Here is a 25,742-nt window from a genome sequence, read left to right on the forward strand (position 1 = left end):
CTTTTAATTATGAGTTACGAGATTTTATAATTTCAGCAGCGATATTATTTGGCACTTCTGCATACTTTTTAAATTCCATAGAGAAAGAGGCTCTACCTTGACTCATAGAGCGTACATTAGTTGCATAACCAAACATCTCTGCAAGAGGAACTAAAGCGCTAACTACTCTACCACTTGGGTTTTCATCCATACCTTCGATAATACCTCTTCTTCTGTTTAGGTCACCCATAACATCACCAAGATAATCCTCAGGAGTTACAACCTCAACCTTCATAATTGGCTCAAGTATACAAGCATTCGCCTTCTTAGCACCTTCTTTAAGAGCCATGGAACCTGCAATCTTAAATGCCATTTCAGATGAGTCAACATCATGATATGAACCATCAAATAGTGTAGCTTTAACACCTATCATAGGATAGCCCGCTAAAACACCATTTGACAATTGCTCTTCAATACCTTTAGAAACAGAACCTATATACTCTTTAGGAACCACACCACCAACGATAGCATCAACGAACTCATAAACTTTCTCTTCACCATTCTCATCCTGGCCAGATAACGGTTCGAATTTCACATATACATGACCATATTGACCACGACCACCCGACTGACGAACAAATTTAGATTCTTGCTCAACGGTTGATCTAATAGTTTCTCTGTATGCAACTTGTGGATTACCAACATTTGCCTCTACTTTAAACTCACGTCTCATACGATCAACAATAATATCTAAGTGAAGCTCGCCCATTCCAGAAATAATTGTCTGACCACTTTCTTCATCAGTTTTAACTCTAAATGAAGGATCTTCCGCAGCCAATTTACCTAAAGCAATACCCATCTTCTCTTGATCTGCTTTTGTCTTAGGCTCAACAGCAACAGAAATAACTGGCTCAGGGAACTCCATTCTCTCAAGAACCACTACTTTATCAAGATCACACAATGTATCACCAGTAGTTACATCTTTAAGACCAATACAGGCAGCAATATCACCAGCTCTAACTTCTTTAATCTCTTCACGCTTATTAGCATGCATCTGAACTATACGTCCTACACGCTCTTTCTTACTCTTAACAGGGTTATAAACCGCATCACCAGACTTAAGAACACCAGAATAAACACGTATAAATGTAAGGTTACCAACAAATGGATCAGTAGCTAATTTAAACGCCAATGCCGCAAAAGGCTCATCATCAGAAGATTTTCTTGCTGCTGGCTGACCATCTTCAGTTTCACATCTAATAGCAGGAACTTGGTTAGGTGCCGGCAAATAACGCACAACACCATCAAGAACAGCTTGAACACCCTTATTTTTAAATGCCGAGCCACAAAAAGCTAATACGATTTCGTTAGAAATCACACGCTTACGTAGACCTTCATGGATTTCTTCTTCAGTAAGCTCACCCTCTTCCAAGTACTTTTCCATAAGCTCTTCAGAAGCTTCCGCAGCAGCCTCTACCATTTCCATACGAAGCTCTTCTGCTCTATCTTGAAGTTCTGCAGGAATATCAACAAGCTCATAAGTAAGACCCATGTCTTCTTCATTCCACATAATAGCTTTCATTCTAATAAGGTCTATTACACCCTTAAAATCTTCCTCAGCACCAATATTTAACTGCACAGGAACAACATTAGCTTTTAATCTAGTTCTAATCTGAGCACAAACTCTTTCAAAATCAGCACCAGATCTATCCATTTTATTAACAAATACTATTCTAGGAACACCGTACTTATTTGCCTGACGCCATACAGTTTCTGATTGAGGCTCAACACCTGAAGAACCACAAAACACAACCACAGCACCATCAAGAACACGTAAAGAACGCTCTACTTCAATTGTAAAATCAACGTGGCCTGGAGTATCAATAATATTTACACGATGCTCATCAAATTGTTGATCCATACCTTTCCAAAATGTAGTAGTCGCAGCTGAAGTAATTGTAATACCTCTTTCTTGCTCCTGCTCCATCCAGTCCATTGTAGCAGCACCATCATGCACCTCACCTATCTTATGAGATAGCCCTGTATAAAAAAGGATACGCTCAGTAGTAGTAGTTTTACCTGCATCAACGTGAGCACAGATACCAATATTTCTATATTTCTCTAAAGCTGTTTTACGAGACACTATCTTTCTCCTTAATTACCATCTAAAGTGAGCAAATGCTTTGTTAGCTTCTGCCATTTTATGAGTATCCTCTCTTTTTTTGACAGCAGCACCCCTGCCCTCTAAAGCCTCTAGGATTTCAGCAGCAATTCTATCACCCATAGTGCTCTCTTTTCTCTTACGAGCAGCTTCTATAATCCATCTCATCCCCAAAGTTTGGCGACGCTCTGGTCTAACCTCAACAGGAACTTGATAAGTAGCACCCCCAACACGGCGAGATTTAACCTCAACCATAGGACTAACACTTTCTAAAGCCTGCTCAAAAGCTTCAACCTCACTAACTGAAGCATTTTTTGCTTTAATCTTATCAAATGCACCATATACAATTTTTTCTGCAATAGATTTTTTACCATCTAACATTATATGGTTAACAAATTTAGTAACAACCTGACTCTTATATTTAGGATCAGGTAAAATATCTCTTTTAGGAGCTCTATTTCTTCTAGACATTAATACACCTTTTTAAATTAAAGTTAAAACACAAACTAAGACTTAGGACGCTTTGTACCATACTTAGAACGGCCATGCTTACGATTATTAACACCTGAAGTGTCTAAAGCACCCCTAACAATGTGGTAACGAACACCTGGCAAGTCTTTAACCCTACCACCTCTGATTAGCACTACACTGTGCTCTTGTAGGTTGTGACCTTCACCACCAATGTAACTTGTTACCTCAAAACCGCTCGTTAATCTCACACGAGCAACTTTTCTAAGTGCTGAGTTAGGCTTCTTAGGAGTTGTAGTATAAACTCTTGTACATACACCCCTTCTTTGAGGACAAGCCTTCAACGCAGGAACCTTAGATTTAACAACCGATCTCTTGCGAGGGTTGTTCACCAACTGATTTATAGTTGCCATTAGTTATTATTCTCCGTTTTTTTATTATCAGTTTTAAATTTTATGTAAATTCTTAATCCCACTTTTATACAAAAATGGCATTAGACGACAATAATAACAAAAAAACAAATAAAATAAAAGAAAAATACTACTCTTTTGCAGTACCAAAAACTGACTTAAAAGCCAGATACAAATAGTTACACATAGAATAAATTGTCAGAATGACTGCTATGTATAACATTAAAAACCCCAAAAATATAAACCAAGTATTAAAACTTGCATAATCCACTTGATAGTCAAAATTTATAGCAGGCTTGATAAGGAAAATGAATAAAGCTGCCATTTGTGCCGTGGTTTTAACTTTGCCCCAACATCCAACCTTAACAACACTACGCTGGCCTAATTCTGCCATCCACTCACGTAAAGCTGAAACAACTATCTCTCTACATATCATTATAATAGCAGGAATAGTCGCCCACCAATAAGGGTACATCTCAATAAATAAACATAATGCTGTAGCAACAATCAACTTATCTGCAACTGGATCAAGAAATGCTCCTAACTTACTAGTTTGCTGCCACCTACGTGCTAAATACCCATCCAACCAATCAGTAGCTGCTCCAAACAAAAATAAAGTCGCTGTAATACCATGATGGTGAGGAAATTCAAAGTAATAGCAAATTACTATAAAAGGTATTAAAACCAAACGTCCAAAAGTTAAGATGTTAGGAATATTAAAAAACATATCTATACTCCCGTATGACCAAAGCCACCATCTGCCCTACTTGTCACATTAGAGAACTCTTCAACTAGTTCAAATCTTGCCTGCACAACTGGCACTACAACAAGCTGAGCAAACCTCATTAAGGGCTCAATCTCTATAGTTTCTTGGGACCTATTAAAACAAGAAACCTTTAGCTCACCCTGATAATCCGAATCTATAAGTCCCGTCCCATTACCCAAAACCAACCCCCTTTTATGACCCAATCCAGATCTAGGAAGGATCAAGGCTGCATAGTTAGGGTTTGCTATATTTATCGCCACACCCGTACCTATAAGCTTGCATTCGCCCGGCATTAGAAAAACCTTTTCTTTAATACAAGCACTTAAATCCACTGCTGCTGAACCTTCCGTTCCATACGCCGGCGCCTCTTTTATATTTTCTTTATCCAAAATTTTAATCTGTATTTTCATAACAAAAGCACCTTATATAACAAAAACCCCAACCAAATAACCCAGCAACACAAATAATGGCAGTGCTGGCATATAACCATCTAATCTATCAAGTATTCCCCCGTGTCCTGGCAAAATGTTACCACTATCTTTTACACCAGCAATACGCTTCATCATACTTTCAAAGACATCGCCTATGACAGATACTGCAGCAACAATAGCTAAAACCGTAACCATCAATAAATACTGCACAACACTCAAATCCATAAAGAACAAAAATACTACTGCAACAACGATTGAACCTATAAGCCCCCCCAATAAACCTTCTATTGTTTTATTTGGACTTAAGCGTGGCAACATCTTTTTCTTGCCAATAGCTTTACCAGTAAAATAAGCCACACTATCAGCTGCAGCAATTACTAGTATAAACATAAATATCCAAGCTACACCATTACTATGCAACACATACAAACTTGCACAAAAAGGAGAAACAACAAAAAGTCCCATAAAAAGCATCTGGTTAGTAGTTAGAGCATCTATCTTTTGTCTTTCATACTGGTTTAACTTAAATATTGCATATAGCCAAAACAATGGAAATACAAATTGCAAATATACAAAGAAACTAGAAACCAAAAACGTTGTCGCAGAAAACACTATTAAATTTCTCACCATATCATCTTCTGAGGTTTTTGCAAGCTTCAGCCATTCATAGGCTGCCAATATAGACACCAAAAAAACTCCTACACCAAATAAATAATCCGATGCGCAAAGTAAAAAACCAAACACAATCGTAACCAATACTATACCTGTTAATATTCTCTCTTTCATATTATCCTCTTATCTATAAAAAAACCTTAAATATGCTCTACACTCTTGCCAAATCTTCGCTGACGAGAATGAAAATAATCTACCGCTTGTTGCATTTCCTTTTTGGAAAAATCTGGCCACATCACATCCGTAAAATACATTTCAGCATATGCCAATTGCCACAACATAAAATCACTAAGCCTAACCTCTCCACTAGTGCGAATAAGCAAATCTATAGGAAGCGTTCCACCAATTAAGTATTTTTCAAAAGAATTGCTATCTAGATCATCTGGAGATAAACCGCTTAAAACCACATCTTTAGCAAAAGCTTTTGCTGCGTTTACAATATCCCAGCTGCCTGAGTAATCAATAGCTATCCTAAGTTCTAGACCTGTATTGTCTTTGGTTAGATCCTCACTTTGAACTATCTTTTCCAGCAATTTTTTAGACAATCTTGATCTATCACCAACCACTTTAAGGACAATGTTATTTTTATCAAGCTTTGGAGCTTTATCTTTTAGTGTTTTATAAAAAAGATCCATCAAATCCGAAACTTCTTGAGGTGATCTAGACCAATTATCGCGACCAAAAGCAAACAAGGTAAGCACTTCGACAGAATTCTCAGCACAATACTCTATCGCAGCATCAACACTTGCTATTGAACTCTTGTGACCAAAAACCCTTGGCTTAAACTTTTTTCTTGCCCACCTACCATTGCCATCCATAATTATGGCAACATGTTTTAGAGCGCTATTCTCAGCCAAAGTCATAAATATATTTTGATAACATGATGTATTGATTAAATAATAAGAAAGAACAGTTGTAAATACAAGCTTTATTCAGGAATTAAGAATTTAAAGAGACAGTAAGTCTTGTTCTTTTTTAGCTGCCATAGCGTCAGCTTGAGCTACCATTTTATCAGTAAGCTTCTGGATACTATCTTCTGCTCTTTTAGCTTCATCTTCTGTGATTTCTTTTTCTTTAAGCAGCTCTTTGATATCGCTGTTAGCATCACGACGAATATTTCTAATAGAAATTCTGCCGCTTTCTGTCTCTGATTTAACAAGCTTAACAAGCTCTCTTCTTCTCTCCTCATTTAAAGCTGGCATTGGAATCCTAAGACTATCACCCAAATTAGCTGGGTTAAGCCCAAGATCAGAAGTCAAAATAGCTTTTTCAATTTTAGAAGCCAATCCCTTTTCCCAAGGTGTAATCCCCAATGTTCTGGCATCTAAAACTGTTATGTTAGCAGCCTGTGAAATTGGCGTCTCAACACCATAGTAATCTATAGTGATATGAGCCAAAACATCAGGGTGTGCTCTTCCTGTTCTAATTTTTGCCAAATCATCTGCTAAAACATCTAGTGATTTAGTCATTCTAGCTTCTGCATCCCTTATAACGTCATTTATCATAAAATTTTTCCTTAATTTAAAGTTACCCAAGTACCATACTTAGAATCAGTTACAGCATCAAGTAAAGCATATGGCTGACCTAAGTCAAAGACGTAAATAGGTATATTAAAATCTCTACACTGAGTAAAAGCTCCTAAATCCATTACACACAACTCCTCACGCACAACCTCTTCAAAGCTAACTTGTTCAAAACGTTTAGCATCTGGATGCTTATTTGGGTCTTTATCATAAATACCATCAACCGTAGTGGCCTTAAGTAATGCATCTGCATTTATCTCAACAGCTCTAAGGCTAGCTGAACTATCTGTAGTAACAAAAGGGTTGCCAGTTCCACCAGCAAATATAACTACCTTACCAGCATCTAATGCTTGATTATACTCGTGTGCACTAGCAACTTTAAGTAGCCCATCAACACCTCTTGCAGAGAAAACATCGACATCTAAGCCCTCTGACATAAGCATATCACGCAATGCTAAAGCATTTATCATAGTTGCTATCATACCCATAGAATCAGCTGTGGCTCTTCTAATTTTATCACCAAAATTAGCTCTACCCCCACGTAAGATATTGCCGCCTCCGACAACTATAGCTAACCCAATACCTAGCTGGGTAATAATTTTAATCTGATTCAAAATAGGCTGTGCAGCTTCAACACTTATACCAAAACTATGATCTGCAGATAGAGACTCTCCACTAAGTTTAAGCAAAATGCGCTTAAACTTTGGAGCCATTTTAGAATATTCTGACGAATCGCTAGACATAAAATTAACCTTTGATTTGGTTCATTACCTCTGTTGCGAAATCTTCTTCTTTTTTCTCGATACCTTCACCAACATCTAAACGGATAAAGCCAAGTACTTTTGCACCCTTATCTTTAACTAGTTTTTCAACCTTGATGCTAGGATCTTTTACAAAAGCTTGACCTAAAAGAGCAACCTCCTCTAAGAACTTGCGAATTCTTCCTTCGATCATTTTTTCAATGATCTCCATAGGCTTACCACTTTCTTTTGCTTGAGCTGTGAAAATTTCTTTTTCTTTAGCTACAACATCAGCGGGAACTTCATCACCTGAAACAACCATAGGGTTTACAGCAGCAACATGCATAGCGATATCTTTAGCAAGCTCTTCATCGCCACCTTCTAGAGCAACTACAACACCTATTTTACCACCATGAACATATGATCCTAACGTAGGAGCCTCTATAGTTTTTACTCTACGAACTTGAATATTCTCACCAATTTTTGCAATTAGTGATTTTCTTGCTTCTTCTACTGTTTCTTTATGGATGGAAAGCTTAGCAGTTAAAACCTCTTCTATATCCTGCGCGTTTGCAGTATGAGCAGCCTTAACAGCTTCTTTAGCAAAAGTTTTAAAACTTTCATCTCTAGCAACAAAGTCAGTTTCTGAATTAATCTCAAGCAGTATTGCTTTACCATCAGCAGCATAAGCTTCTATAACACCTTCAGCAGCAACACGAGACGCCTTCTTATCAGCTTTTGCTTGACCAGAAATTCTCATTTCTTCAGCAGCTTTTTCAATATCCCCATTTGTAGCAACAAGAGCTTTCTTACACTCCATCATGCCCGCACCAGTTCTTTCTCTAAGTTCCTTTACTAATTTAGCAGAAATATTTGACATTGCTTTAGCTCCTATTAGTCTTCTTTTGCTTCTGTAGTTTCTTCAGTCTTTGCTGCTATAGCTCTATCTAAACCTTGAGCATCGATAATAGCATCAGCAAACTTACTCATATAAAAAGATATTGATTTAACCGCATCATCATTACCTGGAATAATGTAGTCAATACCTTCTGGATTAGAGTTTGTATCTACTACAGCTACAACCTTGATACCTAACTTTTTAGCTTCTTGGATAGCAATGTGCTCCTTATTACTATCGATAACCACGATAGCATCAGGGATACCACCCATTTCTTTGATACCACCAAGGACTTTCTCTAACTTTTCGATAGTTCTTAAGTTCTGTAACATTTCTTTTTTAGTTAGAGACTCTAAAGTACCATCTTCTCTCATTTTTTCTAACTGAGCTAACCTTTTGATAGATTGTCTAACAGTTTTATAGTTAGTAAGCATACCGCCTAACCATCTGTGACTTACATATGGCATACCACATCTTTTAGCTTCAGCTTCAACTATTGATTGTGCTTGTCTCTTAGTACCAACAAAAAGTACTTTACCGCCATTAGCTATTGTTTTACCAACAAAATTTACAGCATCTTGGAAAAGTGGGACTGTTTTTTCTAAGTTGATAATATGAACCCCATGGTTAATACCGAAAATGTATTCGTTCATCTGTGGGTTCCAGAAAGCTTTTTTGTGTCCAAAATGCACACCAGCTGATAACATATCTTTCATTAATGACATTTGTTTTTCCTCTTTTGGGTTATTATCTAGCATCTAAACTATTTCAAATATCCTAGGACACCCCTTGAAATAGATATAATTTGAAAAGATGCTTGATTTATTAAATTAACATATACCTGCTTAAAAATACATTTCAAGCTCGCCTATCATATCACAACTTAACTAAAAATTACAAAGCTATTTGGCTATTTAATTATTTCGTAAAATGCTACAATACCAAACATATTTTTAAAAAATTTAATATCTAAAATGATTTCTCTAATTGTTGCTTACGATAAAAACTTTGGAATCGGTAAAGAAAACTCTTTGGCTTGGAAGCTTTCTGAAGATTTAAAGAATTTTAAAAAAATAACCGAGAATAACTATATTGCAATGGGAAGAAAAACTTTTGAGTCTATCGGAAGACCTCTACCAAATCGTAAGAATATAATTTTAACTAGAGATAAAAACTACAAGCAAGATAACTGCTTAATTATTCATTGCGTAGAAGAAATAATCAATTTTGCACAATCTAAACCCCATTATGAAATATTTATAATTGGTGGCGCTCAAATATATAAAGAATTTATAAATCTAGCTGATAGACTGTATATCACTGAAGTTGATACACAGATTAAAGATCTTGATGCATTTTTCCCCAAGTGGGATGAATCAAAATATAAACGCATAGGTCAAAAACAATACTCAAAAGATGATAAAAATGAGTTTGATTTTACGTTTAGTGTATTTGAAAAAATATAGCTGATTAAAAGAACTCAGCCAATATAAACCTAAAAAACACTGTTTAATTATAAGCTTCTATTAGCTATACTCATTTTTACTTTTATTTTTATAAGAAAAACTATCTTATATGTATAACAAAGAATTTCAAACAACCGCTTATATTTCGTTAATATATAGTTCCAGGATGATAGGGTTGTTTATAATATTCCCTATATTTAGTTTATATATTAACCATCTACAATATGCTACCCCTTTTCTAATAGGCTTAGCACTGGGTATATATGGACTAACGCAAGCTATGCTACAAATTATTCTAAGTATATTATCTGACCGCTTTGGTCGCAAACCTATAATAGTGTTTGGATTAATACTTTTAATTATAGGAAGTATCATAGCTGCTTGTTCAACCAATATTTATGGAATTATAATAGGTAGAGCTATTCAAGGAGCTGGAGCAATTGGCAGTACACTTACAGCACTAGTCGCTGATACAACTAAAGAAGAAAATCGCCTTAAAGCAATGTCTATGATCGGGCTATCTATTGGGTTTTCTTTTATCGTGGCAATGATGCTTAGCTCTATTTTAAATAGCATTATCGGATTATCAGGAATTTTTTGGCTAACTGCTATATTTGGTGTAGCTGGAATACTTATGCTGGCCAAAATTCCTACCCCCAAAACTCCTAGTTTCCACCATGAAGCTAAGACAGTGTTTGGACTAGTCAAAGATGTAATCATTCACCAAGAACTTTTACGCCTTAATTATGGTATATTTAGTTTGCACGCCATACTAACAGCTCTTTTTATAATAGTTCCAACCATCTTAACAAATATTTTACAAATCCCAACCAGTTACCAATGGATGATATATCTGCCTGTTTTAATAATATCATTTTTCATGATGTTCCCATTTGTCATGATCGCTGAAGTTAAACGTAAAATGAGAAAGTACTTTATATTAGCAATAGCTCTACTGGCCATATGCTTAACAGGCCTAGTGTTTGGATATAGCCAAACCCTTGTAGTAAGTACTACACTTGTCTTCTTTTTTGCAGCTTTTACTTTCTTAGAATCATGCCTACCATCATTAGTATCTAAAATTGCCCCTGCTGGTAGCAAGGGTACTGCTATGGGAGTTTTCTCCAGCTGCCAGTTTTTAGGTATTTTTATAGGAGGCACTTTAGGAGGAATTATTTTTCATCACTTTGAAATTCTAGGCGTATTAATATTTTGTATTCTATTAGCGCTTTCATGGTTAATAATTTCTCTAGCCATGGCTGAACCAACTTATTTAAACTCAAAGATTTACAAATTAAACTGTCATGTATCTGAAATCAAAGATCATTTAGAAAAATTTCTCCTTAGTCAAAAAGGTGTTTATGAGTCTATAGTTTGTTCAGATGAGGAAACAATTTATCTAAAAATAGATAAAAAAGAATTCAACGAAAACTCGTTTATCTATAAAATACAAAGGGAATTTAATTGTCAGCCCATTAATCCATAACCACATCACACTGTGGTCATAGGACTTATTTTCTTAAACTAAACTATACCAATTTAGTATACTCAAACCATTGAAAATAAAGGCTTTGAATGAGATTTATTTTTTTGATTTTGTGAATTATTATGTTACAATTTGAGCGTACTTTTTTAATCTAAGCTAGTGGGGGACTAGTAACCATATACAAGCTTAGGTTTTAGGTTAGAAAAAGTGACTACAACCAAGCCAAGCCTATTTTTTCTTCCTCCAACTTTTAATAAAAAATCAATTTATTTGATTATCACTTCAATGACTAAGGAGAAAACAATATGTTACCAACGCTTATGTCTGTAGATCTTGCAAGATGGCAGTTTGGTCTAACAGCATCATTTCACTTCTTATTTGTACCTTTAACTTTAGGTTTAACGTGGATTATATTCACAATGGAACTAATGTATATAAGAACAGGAAAAGAAGTTTACAAAGATATGGTAAAGTTTTGGGGTAAATTACTCGGAATAAACTTTGCCTTAGGAATTATTACTGGACTTACTATGGAGTTTGAGTTTGGTACTAACTGGTCTTATTATTCACAATCTGTAGGTGATATCTTTGGTACACCTCTGGCTATAGAAGGGCTTGCTGCATTTATGCTTGAGTCAACTTTTGCTGGGTTATTTTTTTTTGGCTGGGATAAGCTATCAAAGAAACAGCATTTATTATCTACTTTTTGTATGGCTATAGGATCAAGCTTCTCAGCTCTTTTAATCTTAGTAGCAAACGGATACATGCAACACCCTGTTGGTTCTGAGTTTGTAGCATCAACTATGAGAATGGAAACTGTTAGTTTATTAGACGTATTTTTAAACCATACTGCTCAAACTAACTTTGGTCATGTAATGACTGCTGGTTATACTACTGCAGCAATGTTTGTTGTAGGAATTAGCGCATACTATATAATTAGAGGTCGCGATTTAGCTTTTGCTAAAAGGTCTCTAGGTATAGGACTTGGCTTTGGCTTAGTGACATGTATCGTTGCGATACTTTTCGGTGATGCAAACGGTGTTGATGTTTTTAAAGTACAACCTTTAAAAATGGCTGCTATAGAAGCAGAATGGGAAACATCAAAAGCTCCTGCTGCATTTAATGCTGTAGCTTTACCAAGCCAAAAAGAACAAAAAAATAATTACGCTGTCGAAATCCCAGCTGTATTGGGATTGATAGCAACTCACTCTACAGATGTACAAATCCCTGGCGTTAAAGCAATACTATACGGGAAAATGACAGCTGATGGCACTAGAGATCCAAACTTTGCTTACTACAGAAATATAAAAACTGGCATAACTGCTGGTGTCTCTCCGGAGGAAGCTGAAGCTAATCCTAGCATTTATGAAAAAGTCCCTTCTGCGTTGGTTATGATAAAACAAGGTGGTTTAGCTTATGCAGATCTTCTAAAATGGAGAGAATCTGGTCACAACGACGATAAGCCAAACAGTAACTATAAATATTACAATAACCCTGAATATCAAAGATATATTGGTTTTGGTAAAATGTTAACCCAAGCAGCTACAGAAAAATATGGTGTAGCTGATTCTACAACTATCGCTAAAGCTGCTAATAACTCAGAGCTAGTTAAATCAGTTGCTACAAACATGGTTCCTGATGTTGCTAGTGTTTTCTGGAGTTTCAGGGTAATGGTATTCATAGGGTTCTTTATGTTTGGGTTGATAATAGTTGGTCTAATTTTACTAATTAGAAATGTTCTAACTAGCAACGCCTTTACTAGGTTTACTTTAAGGATTATGACATGGTCAATACCTCTACCATTTATCGCATGTTTAGCAGGATGGTATGTAACAGAACATGGACGCCAACCTTGGACAGTATACAATGAATTGCCTACTAGCATTAGCTCATCTGCTTTAACTTCTACAGATGTTGCCACCTCTATAGCAATCTTCTTGCTGATAGATACTGCTATGTTTGCTGTATTACTATTCTTAATGTTTAAATACGCTAAGCTTGGACCTAGCTCATTAGGAACTGGTAAATATCACTTTGAAAAAAACAAACAAGGTAAATAAGGAGAGGTAAATGTTATTAGATGTTTTACAAATTATCTCTTGGCTAGTTGTAGGTGTTTTAATATTTTTAGTAGCGGCTACAGTTGGTTTTGATTTTGGTGTAGGGATTCTAGCTAAATTTGTAGGCAAAGATGACTATGAAAAAAGAGCTATCATAAACATTGTTGGTCCTACTTGGGATGGAAGCCAAGTTTGGTTTATTACAGCAGGTGGAGCAATTTTTGCAATATGGCCTCAAGTATATGCTACTAGTTTCTCTGGCTTATATATTGCGATTTTAGTGGTGTTATGGGGATTATTCTTAAGACCGCCAGCTTTTGAATACAGAAAGAAAGTTGATAATCCAAAATGGAAAAATTTCTGGGACTGGATGCTAGTATTAGGTAGTGTAATTCCAATAGTTGTGATGGGTGTAGCTGTTGGTAACTTATATTTAGGCTTCCCTATATCTTATGATGATACTGCAAGACTAGTATACGGCACAATAGTAAATGGACAATACCAATCCATGTGGGTTACACTAATCCATTTACTGTCACCTTTTGCTTTGTTATTTGGCGTATTTGCTTTAATCATGGCTCTTATGCATGGTTCAGCCTATGCAAAATTAAGAACCACAGGTACATTAAGAGATAGATTTAGAAAAGTAACGAACGTATCAGCTATGACTTATATACTAATATTTATAATAGCTGGTATCTGGATTACTTTTATTCCTGGTTATCAATATACCCCAAATGCAAACTTAGTAAATATGTCTGATGCTTTGCATCACCCTTTCACATCTAGCACTGTATCTACTAACTATTCCTGGTATTATAATTTTAACCATGCACATATTTGGATGTGGCTTGCTCCAATATTAGCTATAGTTGGTGCCTTGCTTGTAATTAAATTTAACAAGCAAGATAAAGATGGGTTTGCATTTTTAGCAAGTACAGCTTCTATACTTGGTGCTGTATTAACTGTTGGATTTGCACTGTTCCCATTTATCATGGTATCTAACACTGGTGGACACCAATATAGCTTAACAATCTGGAACGCTAGTAGTAGTCAGACATCTTTAATAGGTATTTTGTGTGCTGCGGTGATAATCCTACCCATCATCTTTAGCTATACATTCTTTGTATATAAAAAAATGTGGGCTAATGGTCGCAGAACATCTGTCCAAGAAATTAAAGCTAACTCATTAGAAATGTACTAATTCAAGGAGAAAATATATGTATTATTTAGCATGGATAATATCAGCATTTTTAGCAACTAGTGCTGGTTGCTATGTTGCTAGCAGAATAGATAAAAAAGAACCTTAAACTATTGATTTGTAATAATTTTCTCATTTCCAGACAGCTTGATTCCCTAAGTTATTTCCCCTCCTGTTTTAAAGTATTTAACTCCTAAGGAGGTACATTTCGGAATCAAAATTAATATTAAGGGTACAATCTAGACTATCAAAAACTCTTAGTTCTTATTAACTCACCTTACGCATTTTAGTTATGAATTTCTAATTTCATATAACTCCTTAAGAGCAATAGCGTTAGATCTAACTAATAGCTTATATTTCAGAGCGAAGTGGTTTAGTGAAGTTTTTATCTTAAGCATTTCTAGTTTACAAAAAGCTACTAATGAGCAAAAAATATGATTTCTTTGAGTTTTCTCAACTTTAGTTGGTGAGGCTGATAAAGAAGTATTTTGCTTAATTGATTTATGATAAACCTCTATTTGCCATCTTTTTTGATAGTCATGGTATAACTGATTAGAATCTATTTCTAAATCATTTGTTACAAGATATAAAATTCCTTTTGTACCGTTCTCGTTTATGAAAATCTTTTTTGTTAAAAGCACAGGGAAATTCATATCTTTAAGCCATATCTTTAAAGATTCTCCATCAGCAATATCAAGTTCAGAGAGCTTAATAAAATCCTTACTCTTTCTAGCATAATCACTCAAGGCAACAACTCTATTTGACTTCATACCAAGTATAAATTTCTTCGATAATCTATGATGTATGAAATTCATATTATCTTTAGAGCAAAACCAGCTATCTGCCAAAATATATTTAAACTTAACATGATTAATAACTGCTCGATTTATCATGTTTTGAAACATTTGGTTTTTAGTAACTTTAGATCTTCTTTTATACCGCTTATCTTTTTCATCATAATATCGCTCATCCTTTTTCACTATCTCATAGTCTATAGGAATAGATAAGTTTGATGTACTAAGCATACATGAGACTATATTAATACCCTTTACATGAACACTTTTAGCATGAGAGTGATGCCAACAGACTATATCATTTTCATCTGTGCTTGGCTTTTCACTAATTGTATCATCCAAACAAAGAACATCGTATTCGCTGTTATGTTTTCTAACTAAAGGCTTTATATATTTCCAAAATTCTAAGCTTGTTAAATCTGACTTGTTTAAAAACCTTGTTATTTTGTCATGTGATACTTCTTGATCTAATATATCTGATAATTTTGTGGCTGTAGCATACTTAGTTTGGCTTATAAGATAGTCTGTGTATATATCTAGTAAATCCTTGTCCATTTCTTAAAAAACAGAATTTTTTCCTATGTCCAGTATTCTAAATATCTTTTTAAAACTTACAATCTTTTACGTAAGGTGAGTAATAAAATTGAACCTTTGATATAGGAGTTATTATGTATTGGGATATAAAAAATGTAAATTATAAAAAACATTTAAAATTAGAGATTGAGTTTGCTGATGGTTTAAAAGGTGAATTATGCTTTAATGAAGAAAATTTAAAAGGGGTGTTCGAGCCTCTTAAAAAGACTGATGAGTTTAGAAAGTTTTTTATTGGTAATGGAAAAACCATTGTTTGGGATTGCGGTGTTGATGTAGCTCCAGATAGACTACATAATGACATAAAGAATAAAGGGTATTGTATTTTATGATTAATCCACTTATAGGGAAGCGTAATGGCAATAGTAGGATATGCTAGAGTATCTAGTGTAGGACAGTCACTAGAATTGCAAATTGAGAAGCTAAAAGCTTATGGATGTACAAAGATCTATACAGAGAAAAAATCTGCTATGGATCAAAAGCGACCTGAGCTCCTTAAGTGCTTAGATTATGTTAGAGATAGTGATGATACTCTTGTAGTAACAAAACTCGACAGAATCGCTCGTAGCTCTCTTCATTTGGGTAAAATAGTTGAACAGTTGCAAAAAAAGGAAGTAAATTTTGTAGTTATAGATCAACAAATAGACACAACTACTAGTTATGGTAGGTTAACATTCCAAATATTATCATCTATAGCAGAGTTTGAAAATGAAATACGTAGGGAAAGACAAAAAGAGGGCATTCTCAAAGCTAAAAAGGATGGTAAAAGATTAGGTAGAAAAATGTCTATATCACCTGAAACCATAAAAGAGGTTAAAGATGATATAACATCTAGTTTAACCGTTGCTAATATTATGAAGAAACATCGAATCAGTAATGGCACCTTTTATCGTATTAAAAATGGTCAATACGATTCTTTATTAGAATTACACAATCACAAGGTATCTTAGATTTAGTACCCTTTATAATTTCAAAAACCTTTATAAGCTCTCCTCTCTTCATAGTTTCATCAAAGCTAATAGCAGGAAGACAGTGCTAGCCAATCTTATTATCAAAGTAGAGGTTTATGTTATAATTAAGTGTCAAAGCAGCAGTGTGCTTCTATGCAAAAAATAGCAAAAGTAAATACAAACTATTACCAGCTAAAGAAAGACAAAGCAGTAGACAAGTTAAAGAAAGGAGTAATTAAGAAAAATAGAAAGTAGAGAGCTGATTAGATGAAAATAGGTAGGAATGAGCCATGTATTTGTGGCTCTGGCAAAAAATATAAGAAATGTTGTTACGGTAAGGAAGATTTGCTTAGTTCTAAGTCAAACACGTCAACTGATGGTTCAAGAAAATTGATGAATAAGCACCAGCAAGAGCTTGTGCGAAAGAATAAGAATATAAAGGTTAAGGAAAGCGACGGCTTTAAAATGTCTGATATAATAAAAGAATTTGCATCAGATATGCTTGATTACGCTGAAACAGATGATCAAATAAGAATGACCTTTCAAATGGCAATAGTCTCTTGGAATTTGTGTGTGATGTTAGAGCGAGAGCAGGATGGATCAAAACAGCAAAACCTTATTGATGGTTTTTTGGTTACTTGTAAGAAGGCGCAACGATCCCCTGAAGCAGATGATGGAGTTTTTGAAGAAATACTAGAGCATTATCGTATTCGTAAGCAAAAATATTTTTCGCATATTAATAGATTTATTGCTGATTATAAATTAGAAGTACTAAGAAGTGGAGACATTAATCTTTCTATCGCATCAACAGAGACGTGATTTGCCACACAATTGAAGGGCTGATAGTCTATATGAAGAATCTAAAGAATTAAACTAAGTAGCCTCTATATCCTGAAGTACTGCCATATGATCCATAGTTGCATGAGATAAAGCTCATGTGCAGAATGATTACACTGATTTTATAGAGTTAATTGTAGAGGTAGTAGAAGAGTCATTCGAACCGTGCTGGTTTGCAACTACATCAATATATTTAAGTTTCACATATGAACATGTGGTAGATGAATTCTCTAGGAAATGGTAAAAAAAATAAGCTATTAATAATCTCAACAGGACAATAAAATGAGCACTGATATATTAAATATTACAGATCCAAACGCATCTAAAACGACGGATAAGAGTAAATTACAAATATTATGGGAAAAAATAGAAAAAGCAGAAGTAAGGAATCAAAAAGCAGAAGAAAAAGTAGATGAGTTATACAATGAGTATCAATCAGTGGTAATGCCTCTTGAGAAGCAGATGTCTAGTACTCATTGTGATCTAATTGCACATCTGATTTCATTTATCCCCTCTGAAAATCTTACTAAAAGGCAACGAGAAACATTATTTGATGAGATCGATGAGCATATGTATCAAGTTGATGGTAAGCTGCATTTGTATGATTCAAAAAGAATATCTGATATTCGTGACACCTTAGATAAATATGCTACAAAGTATTATCCTGAAGAAAAGAGAGAGACTATAGATGATGGGTTCGATCAACTAAAATTATTTTTAAATATGATGGGAGCCGGAGATTTAGACTTACCAGAAGATGATTTAAAAGAAGTTCTATTTAAGGGAGATTCTAGTAAATTACTCACCTTACGTAAAAGATTGTAAGTTTTAAAAAGATATTTAGAATACTGGACATAGGAAAAAATTCTGTTTTTTAAGAAATGGACAAGGATTTACTAGATATATACACAGACTATCTTATAAGCCAAACTAAGTATGCTACAGCCACAAAATTATCAGATATATTAGATCAAGAAGTATCACATGACAAAATAACAAGGTTTTTAAACAAGTCAGATTTAACAAGCTTAGAATTTTGGAAATATATAAAGCCTTTAGTTAGAAAACATAACAGCGAATACGATGTTCTTTGTTTGGATGATACAATTAGTGAAAAGCCAAGCACAGATGAAAATGATATAGTCTGTTGGCATCACTCTCATGCTAAAAGTGTTCATGTAAAGGGTATTAATATAGTCTCATGTATGCTTAGTACATCAAACTTATCTATTCCTATAGACTATGAGATAGTGAAAAAGGATGAGCGATATTATGATGAAAAAGATAAGCGGTATAAAAGAAGATCTAAAGTTACTAAAAACCAAATGTTTCAAAACATGATAAATCGAGCAGTTATTAATCATGTTAAGTTTAAATATATTTTGGCAGATAGCTGGTTTTGCTCTAAAGATAATATGAATTTCATACATCATAGATTATCGAAGAAATTTATACTTGGTATGAAGTCAAATAGAGTTGTTGCCTTGAGTGATTATGCTAGAAAGAGTAAGGATTTTATTAAGCTCTCTGAACTTGATATTGCTGATGGAGAATCTTTAAAGATATGGCTTAAAGATATGAATTTCCCTGTGCTTTTAACAAAAAAGATTTTCATAAACGAGAACGGTACAAAAGGAATTTTATATCTTGTAACAAATGATTTAGAAATAGATTCTAATCAGTTATACCATGACTATCAAAAAAGATGGCAAATAGAGGTTTATCATAAATCAATTAAGCAAAATACTTCTTTATCAGCCTCACCAACTAAAGTTGAGAAAACTCAAAGAAATCATATTTTTTGCTCATTAGTAGCTTTTTGTAAACTAGAAATGCTTAAGATAAAAACTTCACTAAACCACTTCGCTCTGAAATATAAGCTATTAGTTAGATCTAACGCTATTGCTCTTAAGGAGTTATATGAAATTAGAAATTCATAACTAAAATGCGTAAGGTGAGTTATTAAATTCAACCCATATCAATTTATCCTTCAAATTTGTATTATTTAAACAAACTATAAAACAGCATTAACAAAAACGGCATTATGCTTTTACTCTGCTAACCGCAGAGGTGAATTTTAAAATAATGATTTGGTGCTAACTTATTATCCTATATAATGCAAAATTTTGTTTAATTTATACTAACTACAATTTTAGAGGAGATTTGAGAATGAAATTTTTAGATAAAGAATTTGATCATCTAAGAGGTGACCTTCTATATGGATTTGCCAAACCCAACATAAAGAAGAGTTAAGTAAAGAAAAGTTAAGCTTTGGAGAGCTTTCAGCGATGATACCTCCACATACACTTCCATTTATTGATTTCTATAACAATGATATTATCAAACTTGATTCGAAAAAAAGTCTTGATAACCTCAATTTTTTTGAAGATTTTGTCAAATATATAGAAGAAAGAGCTCAGTATCTAGAAACGCTGAAAGAATTTGCAAAAGAGAAGTATACATTACAAAACTCTATGCAATATATTAAGTCATTAAAGAATAACTTAAAAAAAAACCCAGCGATTACTTTTTCCTATCAACAAGATTTGGCTAAACTTTCTAAAATAGTCGAAAATACAAAATCTCATGTTACCACTCAAGGTGAAAAAGATTCTATTGATAACATTAATAGTTTGGATATTTATTGTGAAAAAGCTATCAGATATTTAAAAAATCTTAAAGCTTACTTTGAACATAGCTATAATAATGGACGAGGCGCTTTTAAGGTTAATAAAGACAAGTTAATGACATATAGAACTGGTGGTTTTGAAATAAATCATAAAAATAAGGGGCAAGATGATCGGTTACTCGAGCAGAAAAGGTGGAAGATAATACGGGATAGCTGTAAATTTGGTTTATTGCTAGCTCAGCAGTATAAAGCTAAAATTCATTTCATTCTTGATGGGATAGATGACAAAATTCTTGCTTCTTTTTTTAACCAAGAACCCGTACCAAATAGTAACTATGTTCCTTGTACCCAGATTGAATTTTTATACATTTTTAAAAACTGGAATAAGCTAAATGATACCGTTATTTTTTATAGAAACAATATTGCTGTTGATCCCCCATGGATGACAAAAAATTTAAATATTAACCTAGCTGTTAATAAATTTGTCCACCGAAAGAATATAAAATATTTTGAAAGTAAGAAACCCTTTTTAAATAACCCTAACTATGGTAACTATTTTTGGTGTGACTTTAAAATAAACCAAAATGAATTTCTAAACTATTTTCCTGATTAATTTGTAAGGTTCATAGACATGTCTTCAGTCTCCTCATAGCTAATTCAATATCACCATAAATAACTGAAGAATTAAGTATAGTATGATTCCAGAAATCAGGATAGAGAATACCTTTACAAGACCGGCCACTCTTAATCTTTTTACATACAGTTTCATTCAGGTGATCAAAAACTTTGTTAGAGTTATTCTTCAGTTTATTTGGAATATGAGTAATCAATGCTATAAACACATATTTTTTTTAGTGCAAAAGTATCTATAAACCTAGATTCTATATCCATAAAACTAGTTTCAGTATTATCAACTTTGGTCTCTATTACGTTATGTTTTGTCCATCATTCACAATCTGTACTTTCATAAGAGGTCATACTTTGCCTACTATCACTATTTTAATAACCTCATTTCAACAATTATTTTACAAATTTGCACATTGCGGTTAGCAGCTGGAAAGACGATGTCTGTGAAAAATAGTCTTCAATAAGCCTTCAATACCTGCTAAATTTTTTTGTTCAATTAATACAGGCTTTGTAAAACAACTATTAAATAGTGTATTAACTCGAGAGGTTTCTAATCTTCTATCCTTAACATATAATACACTAGAATCTTTTTTCAATTATTTATTAACTCTTGGTAATACAATCCCAGAAGTATTATGTTATTATTTAATACTAATACTTGTTAAATTTAGAAGGTTGTTGAATGGATATAATAGAGTTTGGACCTTACGGAAAAACTTTGGAAATGGTAAACCCTGTCATATTAGAGCAAATAAATTCAAGATATGAAGAAGTTTCAAAGAAAGATTTTGGATACCATCATGCCAAATCTCTTCTAAAATTGAACCAATCGTGTATAGGCATGATTAACCAACTTGAGATTGGTTTTAACCAAGCACTTACTATTAGAAATAATGGTCCTAAATCCAATAAACAATCGTCATGTATAGCACTAGAAAATGCCATCAAAAAATTAAGACATTTGAAATACGATTTTGAATACTCTTCTCGACAATTAAAAAGTGCTACAGAGATGTCAGATCTTTCTCCATTTCATCCATCTTCAATTGCAATATCAAAAGATGCTATTAATACTCCCCGTATGAGAAACAGCCTTTTAGATCCTATATTTGCTGCTTTTGCATTTATCTACACAATACATGATATAACATCTGGTTTAAGTAATGATTTAATAAAAGTAAATTTCAATCAAGTATCTCCTGTGCCTAACATTTTATTAGCAATTAATAATATATCCACATATCTCAATCTCGACAAGATAAATGAAAATAATAATAAAGAATACTACCCGTTCTTTAGCCAAATAGTTATAAAATGGTTACAATGCGTATATGCAAAGCATGTATTTAATATCGAAGAATACAGATCTAGAGATGTGCAACACTATAAAGATACTTTTAAAAGAATAGAGGATATAAGAACTTCCTATACAGATAGAAATAAAATACAGTTTATACAAGATATTATTCCAATATGGAAAAATTTTCTAGCTATAAATGGTAAATATTTACAATATTCCCGTAATGAAGCTCTAAGCTTGATCGCGAATAAACAGCATCGTATACATAGTGCCGTTTTCAAAAAGAACGTGATGGGAATTAAAGATGCTGCGATTGAATATCATTTTCGCAAACTAGATTCAATTATTTTTTCTCTTGAAAATCTAGTGTCTGGACAACTCACTATTATGAGGGAAAAACAGGATAACGAACTTTCTTTGAAAAATGTAGAATCAAGGATAAGCGATAATCGGTTAGAATTCGATAAAAATTATGGTATATATTCAAAGAAGATGGGGACTATCCAAAACCTTGAAAAATCTTTTAATGATATAAAAAACAAACTTGACTCTTTAGATAAAGAACTAGATGCATATATAAAAAAGAATTCTGGAATCTCTATATATGAGCAAGATTATTTAGATTATAAAGAGAAATATTCCGGGTTTGAAAAAGCTAAATGCGCCATTCAAGATGAAATTAAAAAGCAAACCGTAGAGTCACGTAAATGCCAGGATACATATGTTAAAAACAACATAAAGTATAACGATTATAATAATGATTTAAATACGCTCAAAAATAAAATCATAGAAGCCCAAGAAGCATTATACCTTAATAAAGACTCGTATAATGAGTTGATGCAAAAATGGAATAGTATAAGTAAGCAAATAGAAAAGCTAATTAAGCTACAAAATTGTGAGGATAAATATCGCGTACTACAACAATACAACCATCAATTTTCCGATTTATGCCAAAAATATAGCTCTCACTAAACACTTAAGTAGAAAAGCATATATAAAAAAGTAGATATTATAAATGGTTCAAACTAATTCTACTGGATCTATATCAAAATATAATTTTATTGATTTAGGTGTTTGCTTTTCTGTGGTACTTTTTATCCACCTAATTAAAGTGTTTATATGCTTGCGAGATGGGGATGTCACCAATAAACTATACCTGTAAATGTTATTCTTTTTTAAGTGTAATGCGGGCAGCGGTTTTGATATGGTAATATCGTTAGCGAAAATTATATGACTATGTAAAGTATTTAAATACTCTAAAATATCTGTTCCTTTTCTGGATTCCGCAATCACCTGAGCTTGATAACTATATGGTGGATAATTTGCATATTTTCTTTGCTCTAGCAAATAATCTAAAAATTCTAAGTAATCCTTACTCACCAATAGTTGTAAAAGCTTATTTTCTGGTTGGTAAGTTTGTAATAAAACCAATCCTTTTTTATCTGCTCTACCAGCTCTACCTGATACCTGCACAATCATTTGGGCAGTTTTTTCTATCGCGTGAAAGTCTGTACTGTAAAATCCAGCATCTATATTAATCAACCCTACTAAAGTGATATTTGCAAAATGATGGCCCTTAGCTATCATTTGCGTACCGACTACAATATCAACCATATTTAAGCTAATCATTTTATTTATACTATCAAGGTCATCTATACTTTTGACATTAGCTCTATCAAAACGAATGATCTTATTATAAGGGAATTTAGCCTCTAGCCGAGATTGGATCTTTTCAGTTCCTACACCATAAGTAAACAACTCTCCTCCACAATAAGGGCATACAATAACTAGTGTCTTACGCGTGCCACAAAAATGACACTCTAAATACTGATAAGGATGAGTATGTAATGTATAAGATTTATCACATTTTTCACATTCGATAGCAGTCCCACAACTCTTGCACACTAAAGCTTTTGCAAAGCCAAGCTTATTGATAAAAACTAATGATTGCTGGTAGGAATTAATATTTTTTTCTAAAAGCGAAAAAAGCGTATTACTTATACCGTTATCTACAATTGCTGATTTTAAATCTAAAAGTTTGATTTCATTTGTATGGTTATTGAGAGCTCTACTTTTAAGCCACAAAAGCTTGTATTTACCTATTAGGGCATTATAGTAACTTTCAATAGAGGGAGTAGCACTACCCAATATAATAGGTATATCTAACTCTTTTGCTCTGAATATAGCCACATCACGGGCATTATAACGTATAGTGCTAGTTTGTTGTTTAAATGAGGTATCATGCTCCTCGTCTACGACAATTATACCTAAGTCTTTAAAATCTGCTAAAACACCACTTCTAGTTGAGATTACAATATCAGCATTACCCTCTTTTATATTATGCCAATTAGTCAAACGTGCTTTTTCACTTAATTTAGAATGTAACACAACCACTTTTTTACCATTAAAGCGTTGTTCAAACCTACTTACAGTTTGTGGTGTAAGGTTTATCTCTGGAATTAAAACTAAAACTTGCTTTGCTTTTTCTAGATATCTACTAATAGTTTGTAAATAAACTTCCGTCTTACCACTACCTGTTACACCATACAGTAAAAAAACTTTAAAGGTATCTACACTTAAAATAGTTTCTACAGCTTTTTGTTGCTCTTTAGTTAATTTTTTAGAACGATCGCTTTCAACAATTTTTGTAGGTAAACTTTTCAACTGTGTCTTCTTCAGCAAAACCCCTTTCTCAAGAAGTTTATTAATAACGTGAATAGAACCTAAAATTTTTAGCTCTTCAAAATTAATAAGCTCTCTTTCTTTAAAATTTACTAATAACTGTTGCTGTTTAAGTGTAGGTTTATAACTTTGTAACTTAACCTGATTAATATAAACAAAAACCTCTTGACGTGGAACTATAATTTCATTTCTAAAGTAGTCATTTGGCAAAGCCAGACGTATTGCACTATATAGATCACAGCAATAATAATTAGCTATCCATTGGATAATTTTCTGCATTTGTAAACTTATAGGTTTATCAAGCAATTTAATTATTGGTTTTATTTTAGTGATTTCATAATCCACCGTAACATCTTTAGCTACAACAAAGCCTATAAGTTGACGCTTGCCAACTTGTACTAAGACTCTGTCAAATAAATCTAAATTTTGTCCATCTACTTTATAATCCAATAAATAAGCCGGTGGAACTGCTAAAGCGACTTTTACTATCATAGTCTAGTTTTTAGTGACCTTTGTGTTAATATACCAATAGTAAAACCCATATACTGCTGTGAGAAAAAATATAAAATTCTGAATAATTTGACCATATAATTCTTGCTGATACATTACTACAACAAAATACAGATCTGAGATTATCCAAACTACCCAGTTTTCCATAAATTTCTGGATAGTCATAATAATAGCTGTAAACGTTATACCCGTTAGAATACCTGTGGATACAATACCACTTGAATTTGTAAGGTAATTAAACCCTAAACATAATAAACATAACGCTATCGTATAAAAACTATAGTGTATATAATCAGCTACACCCATCCACCTAATAGCTTGCTTTTCACCCTCTACTCCTTGCCTAGACCACTTATACCAGCCAAAGCTAAAAAAGCCTACATAAACAGTTTGTAATAAAACAAGAGAATAAATTCCTTTGAGAGCAAATAAAACCAAAAGAGCAATGGCACCCACTATACCCAAAGACCATGACCATACCTTTAATCTAGCAAGGTACACTGTGTACAACACATTAACTACTAAGGCAAAATAATCAAGAAAGTTTAAAAGCATCTAAAT

At 33.4% G+C, this 25,742-nt stretch carries 27 protein-coding genes; 13 read left to right on the top strand and 14 right to left on the bottom strand.

Annotated features, from left to right (window positions below; genetic code table 11):
* Window positions 1-7: 7 nt before the first annotated feature.
* The 11 genes from fusA to rpsB all read right to left on the bottom strand — a co-directional run bounded on the left by fusA (window position 8) and on the right by rpsB (window position 8,773).
* A complete protein-coding gene (gene fusA / locus E4K63_RS07190; RefSeq protein WP_133941954.1) occupies window positions 8-2,122 on the bottom strand; it encodes an elongation factor G in 2,115 nt (704 codons plus the stop codon).
* 15 nt (window positions 2,123-2,137) lie between these two features.
* On the bottom strand, window positions 2,138-2,611 hold the full coding sequence (gene rpsG / locus E4K63_RS07195) for a 30S ribosomal protein S7 (RefSeq protein WP_133941956.1): 474 nt from the start codon (window positions 2,609-2,611) through the stop codon (window positions 2,138-2,140).
* A 35-nt stretch (window positions 2,612-2,646) separates the two neighbouring features.
* Window positions 2,647-3,021, bottom strand: a complete 375-nt coding sequence (gene rpsL / locus E4K63_RS07200; RefSeq protein ID WP_003035357.1) for a 30S ribosomal protein S12 — start codon at window positions 3,019-3,021, stop codon at window positions 2,647-2,649.
* Between the two features lie 127 nt (window positions 3,022-3,148).
* Window positions 3,149-3,745: a CDP-diacylglycerol--glycerol-3-phosphate 3-phosphatidyltransferase gene (gene pgsA / locus E4K63_RS07205; RefSeq protein ID WP_133941958.1), complete on the bottom strand. Its 597-nt coding sequence runs from the start codon at window positions 3,743-3,745 to the stop codon at window positions 3,149-3,151.
* A 2-nt stretch (window positions 3,746-3,747) separates the two neighbouring features.
* The gene (gene dut, locus E4K63_RS07210) at window positions 3,748-4,194 is read right to left on the bottom strand and encodes a dUTP diphosphatase (protein WP_133941959.1); all 447 of its coding nucleotides are present in this window, start codon (window positions 4,192-4,194) and stop codon (window positions 3,748-3,750) included.
* Between the two features lie 12 nt (window positions 4,195-4,206).
* Window positions 4,207-5,001 carry a phosphatidate cytidylyltransferase gene (locus tag E4K63_RS07215; RefSeq protein WP_133941961.1) on the bottom strand — a complete coding sequence of 265 codons (795 nt, stop codon included), beginning with the start codon at window positions 4,999-5,001 and terminating at the stop codon, window positions 4,207-4,209.
* A gap of 26 nt (window positions 5,002-5,027) precedes the next feature.
* On the bottom strand, window positions 5,028-5,750 hold the full coding sequence (uppS, locus tag E4K63_RS07220; RefSeq protein ID WP_133941963.1) for a polyprenyl diphosphate synthase: 723 nt from the start codon (window positions 5,748-5,750) through the stop codon (window positions 5,028-5,030).
* An 84-nt stretch (window positions 5,751-5,834) separates the two neighbouring features.
* Window positions 5,835-6,392, bottom strand: a complete 558-nt coding sequence (frr, locus tag E4K63_RS07225; protein WP_133941965.1) for a ribosome recycling factor — start codon at window positions 6,390-6,392, stop codon at window positions 5,835-5,837.
* Between the two features lie 11 nt (window positions 6,393-6,403).
* Window positions 6,404-7,153: a UMP kinase gene (gene pyrH, locus E4K63_RS07230; protein WP_133941967.1), complete on the bottom strand. Its 750-nt coding sequence runs from the start codon at window positions 7,151-7,153 to the stop codon at window positions 6,404-6,406.
* Between the two features lie 4 nt (window positions 7,154-7,157).
* Complete coding sequence (tsf, locus tag E4K63_RS07235) at window positions 7,158-8,030, bottom strand: translation elongation factor Ts (RefSeq protein ID WP_133941969.1); 873 nt, start codon at window positions 8,028-8,030, stop codon at window positions 7,158-7,160.
* Between the two features lie 14 nt (window positions 8,031-8,044).
* Window positions 8,045-8,773 (bottom strand): 30S ribosomal protein S2, encoded by a 729-nt coding sequence (gene rpsB / locus E4K63_RS07240; protein WP_133941981.1) that lies wholly within the window; start codon window positions 8,771-8,773, stop codon window positions 8,045-8,047.
* 249 nt (window positions 8,774-9,022) lie between these two features.
* Here rpsB and E4K63_RS07245 point away from each other — a divergent pair, with 249 nt between their 5' ends.
* From E4K63_RS07245 to E4K63_RS07265, 5 genes are all read left to right on the top strand, one after another.
* Window positions 9,023-9,514 (top strand): dihydrofolate reductase, encoded by a 492-nt coding sequence (locus tag E4K63_RS07245; RefSeq protein ID WP_133941971.1) that lies wholly within the window; start codon window positions 9,023-9,025, stop codon window positions 9,512-9,514.
* Between the two features lie 109 nt (window positions 9,515-9,623).
* Window positions 9,624-11,000: an MFS transporter gene (locus tag E4K63_RS07250; protein ID WP_133941973.1), complete on the top strand. Its 1,377-nt coding sequence runs from the start codon at window positions 9,624-9,626 to the stop codon at window positions 10,998-11,000.
* 305 nt (window positions 11,001-11,305) lie between these two features.
* The gene (locus E4K63_RS07255) at window positions 11,306-13,060 is read left to right on the top strand and encodes a cytochrome ubiquinol oxidase subunit I (protein WP_133941975.1); all 1,755 of its coding nucleotides are present in this window, start codon (window positions 11,306-11,308) and stop codon (window positions 13,058-13,060) included.
* Window positions 13,061-13,070: 10 nt separating this feature from the next.
* On the top strand, window positions 13,071-14,264 hold the full coding sequence (gene cydB / locus E4K63_RS07260; protein WP_133941977.1) for a cytochrome d ubiquinol oxidase subunit II: 1,194 nt from the start codon (window positions 13,071-13,073) through the stop codon (window positions 14,262-14,264).
* 16 nt (window positions 14,265-14,280) lie between these two features.
* Window positions 14,281-14,370: a cytochrome bd oxidase small subunit, CydX/CbdX family gene (locus tag E4K63_RS07265; protein ID WP_133941979.1), complete on the top strand. Its 90-nt coding sequence runs from the start codon at window positions 14,281-14,283 to the stop codon at window positions 14,368-14,370.
* A 181-nt stretch (window positions 14,371-14,551) separates the two neighbouring features.
* Here E4K63_RS07265 and E4K63_RS07270 read toward each other — a convergent pair whose 3' ends face one another.
* On the bottom strand, window positions 14,552-15,610 hold the full coding sequence (locus E4K63_RS07270; RefSeq protein WP_179965674.1) for an IS701 family transposase: 1,059 nt from the start codon (window positions 15,608-15,610) through the stop codon (window positions 14,552-14,554).
* 113 nt (window positions 15,611-15,723) lie between these two features.
* On the opposite strand from E4K63_RS07270, the gene E4K63_RS07275 reads away from it, so the two are divergent.
* The 8 genes from E4K63_RS07275 to E4K63_RS07305 all read left to right on the top strand — a co-directional run bounded on the left by E4K63_RS07275 (window position 15,724) and on the right by E4K63_RS07305 (window position 22,961).
* Window positions 15,724-15,978, top strand: a complete 255-nt coding sequence (locus tag E4K63_RS07275) for a DUF2442 domain-containing protein (protein ID WP_035719788.1) — start codon at window positions 15,724-15,726, stop codon at window positions 15,976-15,978.
* A gap of 24 nt (window positions 15,979-16,002) precedes the next feature.
* A complete protein-coding gene (locus E4K63_RS07280) occupies window positions 16,003-16,596 on the top strand; it encodes a recombinase family protein (protein ID WP_179965680.1) in 594 nt (197 codons plus the stop codon).
* Window positions 16,597-16,725: 129 nt separating this feature from the next.
* Complete coding sequence (locus E4K63_RS08315; protein ID WP_280525939.1) at window positions 16,726-16,851, top strand: hypothetical protein; 126 nt, start codon at window positions 16,726-16,728, stop codon at window positions 16,849-16,851.
* A gap of 12 nt (window positions 16,852-16,863) precedes the next feature.
* On the top strand, window positions 16,864-17,415 hold the full coding sequence (locus E4K63_RS08145; protein WP_208318271.1) for an SEC-C metal-binding domain-containing protein: 552 nt from the start codon (window positions 16,864-16,866) through the stop codon (window positions 17,413-17,415).
* A 300-nt stretch (window positions 17,416-17,715) separates the two neighbouring features.
* Window positions 17,716-18,258, top strand: a complete 543-nt coding sequence (locus E4K63_RS07290; RefSeq protein WP_133942555.1) for a hypothetical protein — start codon at window positions 17,716-17,718, stop codon at window positions 18,256-18,258.
* Window positions 18,259-18,314: 56 nt separating this feature from the next.
* Complete coding sequence (locus E4K63_RS07295) at window positions 18,315-19,373, top strand: IS701 family transposase (protein WP_179965674.1); 1,059 nt, start codon at window positions 18,315-18,317, stop codon at window positions 19,371-19,373.
* A gap of 348 nt (window positions 19,374-19,721) precedes the next feature.
* Complete coding sequence (locus E4K63_RS07300; RefSeq protein ID WP_133942466.1) at window positions 19,722-20,675, top strand: hypothetical protein; 954 nt, start codon at window positions 19,722-19,724, stop codon at window positions 20,673-20,675.
* A 696-nt stretch (window positions 20,676-21,371) separates the two neighbouring features.
* Window positions 21,372-22,961, top strand: a complete 1,590-nt coding sequence (locus tag E4K63_RS07305; RefSeq protein ID WP_133942465.1) for a hypothetical protein — start codon at window positions 21,372-21,374, stop codon at window positions 22,959-22,961.
* 48 nt (window positions 22,962-23,009) lie between these two features.
* Here the strand turns inward: E4K63_RS07305 and priA are convergent, their stop codons facing one another.
* Window positions 23,010-25,163, bottom strand: a complete 2,154-nt coding sequence (gene priA / locus E4K63_RS07310) for a replication restart helicase PriA (RefSeq protein WP_133942464.1) — start codon at window positions 25,161-25,163, stop codon at window positions 23,010-23,012.
* Between the two features lie 3 nt (window positions 25,164-25,166).
* Window positions 25,167-25,736: a nicotinamide riboside transporter PnuC gene (pnuC, locus tag E4K63_RS07315; protein ID WP_133942463.1), complete on the bottom strand. Its 570-nt coding sequence runs from the start codon at window positions 25,734-25,736 to the stop codon at window positions 25,167-25,169.
* Window positions 25,737-25,742 lie beyond the last annotated feature (6 nt).

It is taken from the genome of Allofrancisella inopinata, from assembly GCF_012222965.1.
Classification (GTDB): Bacteria; Pseudomonadota; Gammaproteobacteria; order Francisellales; family Francisellaceae; genus Francisella; species Francisella inopinata.

Excerpts from the sequence above, each read along its gene's own strand:
- rpsG (WP_133941956.1), bottom strand. The coding sequence starts at position 2,611 with ATGTCTAGAAGAAATAGAGCTCCTAAAAGAGATATTTTACCTGATCCT.
- rpsL (WP_003035357.1), bottom strand. The coding sequence starts at position 3,021 with ATGGCAACTATAAATCAGTTGGTGAACAACCCTCGCAAGAGATCGGTT.
- pgsA (WP_133941958.1), bottom strand. The coding sequence starts at position 3,745 with ATGTTTTTTAATATTCCTAACATCTTAACTTTTGGACGTTTGGTTTTA.
- dut (WP_133941959.1), bottom strand. The coding sequence starts at position 4,194 with ATGAAAATACAGATTAAAATTTTGGATAAAGAAAATATAAAAGAGGCG.
- E4K63_RS07215 (WP_133941961.1), bottom strand. The coding sequence starts at position 5,001 with ATGAAAGAGAGAATATTAACAGGTATAGTATTGGTTACGATTGTGTTT.
- uppS (WP_133941963.1), bottom strand. The coding sequence starts at position 5,750 with ATGACTTTGGCTGAGAATAGCGCTCTAAAACATGTTGCCATAATTATG.
- frr (WP_133941965.1), bottom strand. The coding sequence starts at position 6,392 with ATGATAAATGACGTTATAAGGGATGCAGAAGCTAGAATGACTAAATCA.
- pyrH (WP_133941967.1), bottom strand. The coding sequence starts at position 7,153 with ATGTCTAGCGATTCGTCAGAATATTCTAAAATGGCTCCAAAGTTTAAG.
- tsf (WP_133941969.1), bottom strand. The coding sequence starts at position 8,030 with ATGTCAAATATTTCTGCTAAATTAGTAAAGGAACTTAGAGAAAGAACT.
- rpsB (WP_133941981.1), bottom strand. The coding sequence starts at position 8,773 with ATGTCATTAATGAAAGATATGTTATCAGCTGGTGTGCATTTTGGACAC.
- E4K63_RS07245 (WP_133941971.1), top strand. The coding sequence starts at position 9,023 with ATGATTTCTCTAATTGTTGCTTACGATAAAAACTTTGGAATCGGTAAA.
- E4K63_RS07250 (WP_133941973.1), top strand. The coding sequence starts at position 9,624 with ATGTATAACAAAGAATTTCAAACAACCGCTTATATTTCGTTAATATAT.
- E4K63_RS07255 (WP_133941975.1), top strand. The coding sequence starts at position 11,306 with ATGTTACCAACGCTTATGTCTGTAGATCTTGCAAGATGGCAGTTTGGT.
- cydB (WP_133941977.1), top strand. The coding sequence starts at position 13,071 with ATGTTATTAGATGTTTTACAAATTATCTCTTGGCTAGTTGTAGGTGTT.
- E4K63_RS07265 (WP_133941979.1), top strand. The coding sequence starts at position 14,281 with ATGTATTATTTAGCATGGATAATATCAGCATTTTTAGCAACTAGTGCT.
- E4K63_RS07270 (WP_179965674.1), bottom strand. The coding sequence starts at position 15,610 with ATGGACAAGGATTTACTAGATATATACACAGACTATCTTATAAGCCAA.
- E4K63_RS07275 (WP_035719788.1), top strand. The coding sequence starts at position 15,724 with ATGTATTGGGATATAAAAAATGTAAATTATAAAAAACATTTAAAATTA.
- E4K63_RS07280 (WP_179965680.1), top strand. The coding sequence starts at position 16,003 with ATGGCAATAGTAGGATATGCTAGAGTATCTAGTGTAGGACAGTCACTA.
- E4K63_RS08145 (WP_208318271.1), top strand. The coding sequence starts at position 16,864 with ATGAAAATAGGTAGGAATGAGCCATGTATTTGTGGCTCTGGCAAAAAA.
- E4K63_RS07290 (WP_133942555.1), top strand. The coding sequence starts at position 17,716 with ATGAGCACTGATATATTAAATATTACAGATCCAAACGCATCTAAAACG.
- E4K63_RS07295 (WP_179965674.1), top strand. The coding sequence starts at position 18,315 with ATGGACAAGGATTTACTAGATATATACACAGACTATCTTATAAGCCAA.
- E4K63_RS07300 (WP_133942466.1), top strand. The coding sequence starts at position 19,722 with ATGATACCTCCACATACACTTCCATTTATTGATTTCTATAACAATGAT.
- E4K63_RS07305 (WP_133942465.1), top strand. The coding sequence starts at position 21,372 with ATGGATATAATAGAGTTTGGACCTTACGGAAAAACTTTGGAAATGGTA.
- priA (WP_133942464.1), bottom strand. The coding sequence starts at position 25,163 with ATGATAGTAAAAGTCGCTTTAGCAGTTCCACCGGCTTATTTATTGGAT.
- pnuC (WP_133942463.1), bottom strand. The coding sequence starts at position 25,736 with ATGCTTTTAAACTTTCTTGATTATTTTGCCTTAGTAGTTAATGTGTTG.